The organism is Acinetobacter entericus (assembly GCF_026168575.1).
GTDB classification, from domain to species: domain Bacteria; phylum Pseudomonadota; class Gammaproteobacteria; order Pseudomonadales; family Moraxellaceae; genus Acinetobacter; species Acinetobacter bouvetii.
The window spans coordinates 2,825-6,879 of sequence record NZ_JAPEQW010000057.1 but is presented as its reverse complement, the minus strand read 5'-3'; the positions used below and the strand labels follow the sequence as shown (position 1 = coordinate 6,879).

5 protein-coding genes are annotated in these 4,055 nt (G+C 38.5%); 1 reads left to right on the top strand and 4 read right to left on the bottom strand.

The annotated features are described in order from the left end of the window. Positions 1–132: 132 nt before the first annotated feature. A complete protein-coding gene (locus tag OKC24_RS18805; RefSeq protein ID WP_004787586.1) occupies positions 133–774 on the bottom strand; it encodes a TetR/AcrR family transcriptional regulator C-terminal domain-containing protein in 642 nt (213 codons plus the stop codon). A 65-nt stretch (positions 775–839) separates the two neighbouring features. On the opposite strand from OKC24_RS18805, the gene tet(39) reads away from it, so the two are divergent. Beyond that, a complete protein-coding gene (gene tet(39) / locus OKC24_RS18800) occupies positions 840–2,027 on the top strand; it encodes a tetracycline efflux MFS transporter Tet(39) (RefSeq protein ID WP_004856455.1) in 1,188 nt (395 codons plus the stop codon). Between the two features lie 223 nt (positions 2,028–2,250). Here the strand turns inward: tet(39) and OKC24_RS18795 are convergent, their stop codons facing one another. The 3 genes from OKC24_RS18795 to repM are packed head-to-tail and all read right to left on the bottom strand — an operon-like array spanning position 2,251 to position 3,933. Continuing rightward, positions 2,251–2,394 carry a hypothetical protein gene (locus OKC24_RS18795; protein WP_001125247.1) on the bottom strand — a complete coding sequence of 48 codons (144 nt, stop codon included), beginning with the start codon at positions 2,392–2,394 and terminating at the stop codon, positions 2,251–2,253. A gap of 20 nt (positions 2,395–2,414) precedes the next feature. Next, positions 2,415–2,990 carry a plasmid replication DNA-binding protein gene (locus tag OKC24_RS18790; RefSeq protein WP_265466193.1) on the bottom strand — a complete coding sequence of 192 codons (576 nt, stop codon included), beginning with the start codon at positions 2,988–2,990 and terminating at the stop codon, positions 2,415–2,417. After that, positions 2,983–3,933 carry a replication initiation protein RepM gene (gene repM / locus OKC24_RS18785; protein ID WP_174761544.1) on the bottom strand — a complete coding sequence of 317 codons (951 nt, stop codon included), beginning with the start codon at positions 3,931–3,933 and terminating at the stop codon, positions 2,983–2,985. The genes OKC24_RS18790 and repM overlap by 8 nt, the downstream gene beginning before the upstream one ends. Positions 3,934–4,055: the final 122 nt, after the last annotated feature.

Genomic DNA, 4,055 nt, shown 5'->3' with positions numbered 1-4,055 from the left:
TTTTTATTGGTGAGAATATAGACACTTTAAATGGGTTCTAACAATCTCGTTTCGCATAACAGCCATTATGTTAAATAATTAAGGATAAAAGCTTTATTACTAAATAGAACAGTTGCTTAAAGCAGTATAGAGTTAAGTTTGCATTTTAATATCAAGTTGTCTTTCAGCACCGATAATCACCATACGAATCCCATTTTCAAAAATGTCATCCGCATTCATATTTTGTAAGGTATTCACTCCTTGGAGCATGAGTGGATATATAGTTGGATCGGCTTCGAATGGTGGGTCTGATCTTATTTCTTCTTGCTGCTCCTCAAGGACCCACCCAACAATAAACCTTCCTAATGTCATAAGTAATGCAACTGCTTCAACAGGAGAAAACCCAGCATGAGATAACAGCGCAACTTGGGCCTCAATCGTGTTGAAATGTCCTTGACTGGGGCTAGTTCTTGCATGTAGACGAGCACCATCACGGTAAGCTAGTAGTGCTCGACGAAAGCTTACAGAATTAGCGAGCAACCAATCTTGCCATGTCATCCCATCGATGGGTAAAGAAACTAAATGGTGTTCATTTATAATGGTTTCCGCCATTGCTTCCATTAACAAGGATTTATTCTTGAAATGCCAATATAGAGTTGGAGATTTAATACCCAATCGTTGAGCTAGCTTGCGTGTGGTTATTGAATCTATGCCTTCTTCATTCAACATATCCAATGCGGTACGCAGGACTATTTCACGTGTCAGACGTTGAGGTGCAATATCTTTTTTACTCATAAATCTATCACTGATAGGGAGTGTGTGAGAGAATATTAATTCTATCATTGCTAGAGAAGGCATTTGTGAAGAAATCATTGAGCGTGATTTTAATCACTATATTTCTGGATGCTGTTGGGATTGGTTTAATTATGCCGATCTTGCCTGAATTATTACGGTCATTGGCTGGAGCTGAAGCAGGCGGTGTTCACTATGGTGCTTTATTAGCTGTGTATGCTCTGATGCAGTTCATTTTTGCACCTATCCTTGGAGCGTTGAGTGACCGATTTGGACGTCGACCTGTATTAATTATTTCAATTGCTGGTGCAACGGCTGATTATCTCCTAATGGCTGCTGCTCCTTCTCTATTGTGGCTATATATTGGTCGTATTTTTGCGGGAATTACAGGTGCCAACATGGCTGTTGCAACAGCTTATGTTTCAGATATTACTCCAGCCCATGAGCGTGCAAAAAGGTTTGGTCTCCTTGGAGCTGTCTTTGGTATTGGGTTTATAGCGGGTCCGGTAATAGGTGGAGTTTTGGGTGAATGGAACTTACATGCACCGTTCTTTGCTGCTGCTTTTATGAATGGGATTAATTTAATAATGACAGCAGTCTTATTAAAAGAATCAAAACACAGCAATAAAATGACTGAGAAGGTTCAGGAGCAATCAATATTAAAGAAATTATCCTATTTGATCACTCAACCTAATATGGCTCCATTGCTTGGTATCTTTTTAATTATCACATTGGTTTCACAAGTCCCCGCAACTTTATGGGTTATCTATGGGCAGGATCGTTATGGCTGGAGTATATTTATTGCAGGTGTTTCCCTTGCTAGTTATGGAATATGCCATTCTATTGCACAGGCTTTTGCTATCGCCCCTATGGTAAAGAGGTTTGGAGAGAAAAATACGTTGTTATGTGGAATAGCTTGCGATGCAATTGGTTTACTTCTTTTATCTATTGCTGTTGAAGAATGGGTGCCTTTTGCGTTGTTACCATTGTTTGCCCTTGGTGGAGTAGCCGTTCCTGCTTTGCAAGCAATGATGTCCAGAGGTATTAGTGATGAAAGACAAGGTGAATTACAAGGGCTATTAAGCAGTTTTAATAGTCTGGGGGCTATAATTGGTCCTGTATTAGTTACTAGCCTCTATTTTATGACTCAGGCATCAGCTCCTGGAATGGTATGGGCATTAGCTGCAATACTTTATGTAATCACCCTACCCTTATTGCTTAAGTATCGCCTGAATAAATATTCTGGAGTTCCATAAAATATTTAATTTATTGGTTTAAAAACTAATGGATTCTATAGTTTATCTAAAATTAACATAATACACCTTATACGAAATGCGTTATAATTATCTATAGAAATCAATGCTGTAGTTTCTAGTTGATAGCCCAATCACACCCGATTGGGCTTTTTTTATGACTTTTCACGTTCCACGCTTATTCTTTGACCAATGTTCCACACTTTTGATTAGCTCAATTGAATAATCAGGATGCCTGGTCTTTTTCTTTTTGGCGTTCATCCAGCTCTTTCTTCAGCGCCTTTTTATCCTGGTACGATGCAATCAGCATGATCGGGATCAGCAGCGGAGCCACAATAATTCCCAGGGCAATGTCTTTCAGTTTCGGCATGATCTCTCTCCCTTGATTGCTCAGTCATGATCAAACACAGCATTCAGCACACGGCCAAATAAGCCACGCTTTTTAGGTTGTGGCACTGCCACATTTTGCAACGTGGCATGCTGTAGCGTTTGGCTGTGGTGTGCTGTAGTTTCTTGCTGTGGCATTGCCACGTTTTCTACAATATTTAATTCATTATTCTTTTTATTATCATTGTCTTGTTGTGTTGTCGCATGCTGTGGCATATCGGTGTCGCATGCCGTAGCATCTTGTTGTGGCGCTGCCGTGGTGGGTGCAACAGTTTTTAACTCAATAAGCGTCTGCATACGGTCGATTTGCTGCATTAAACGCTGTTCACGTTCTTGGTATTTTTTAACTTCGTTTTCTAAATGAATAATGAGTTTTTTTGTAGATTCATCGCTATCTGATTTAAATGATTCAATTTGTTGAGATATTTGCTCAGGCTCCCCAAAGCATCTAATCACTTCCGAAAGGTCAAATTGACCATCACTAGAGCGTGATAAACGCCCATTACGTACAGCTCTGTAAATGGTTGACCTATCAATATGAAATTTTTTAGATACTTCACTTAGCGATAACTTAGCCATTTACTATGTCCTTTTTATTTGATGGCATATATCCCACTTTTTTTAGGTATGGGGCTAGTTCTTTGATTTTTTCAGAGTCTTGTAGCATCTCAGCAATACGAACAGCAAATTGAGGATAGCTTTCGGTTCCTTGTGAATAGCGACCCATTTCAGGGAGTTCTGAAAGTTTGTTTGCAAACATATGCCGTTGAGCATCGGTCATCTTTGAAAAAAGGTCTAAGGTATTCGGATCTCTTTCTATTGATGGATTATCCTTTTTCTTCTGTTTAAACGTAAAAGAAAAACCTGAAATTGATCGACCTTTTTTATGCTGTTCATATTTTACAGTGATATCCGTATGCTCATTTATTTGTTTAATAGCAAGCTCAAGTACACTAGTTTTAAAGCGCTCCATACGCTTGTACTCTGTATCGAGCACACCAATTCTTTGACGGAAATCACTTAGCTCTATAACTGGAGTAGAACCGGTACTTCTCCAAGCAATTAATAGTTCATATAAGCGGACAGCATAAGCACTACTGAGATTACTAACTTGCTGTAATTCGTATTTAGTAAAATGCTCTTCTAAACGTGTAATTAATGGAACTATGGCTGGGGCAAAGATAAGCTTAACCACTGCTTCATTATCTACATATCCAATTTCACTAACCCAACGAGATCTATAGTTCTCAATATTCCCTCTTTCATTTATTTTTTGATAACTAAATTGTCTAGCAAATAAATCATTACAGGCATCTTTTAATGCTTGATAGGCAGTATTGCGATGTACACCAAATTGATTGATATAGCCTTCGGCATGTACTTCTAGGGGATCATTAGCATTAATCCCTTTCCCACTTTCCCTTGCTTCAACAATAGCCAATAAAATTAAACGTTGTTCTACTAAATCCAAGTTATAGCTTGCATTGATTAAGGCATTGTCTTTTACCACTAACTCTCTCATGAAGCACCAGTATTAATTATTATGCTATGACACAATAATTAATTTTAGTGCTATAAGCAAGGTAAACGGTGTCATATTGCAAGGTAAACGGTGTCATATTGCAAGGTAAACGGTGTCATATT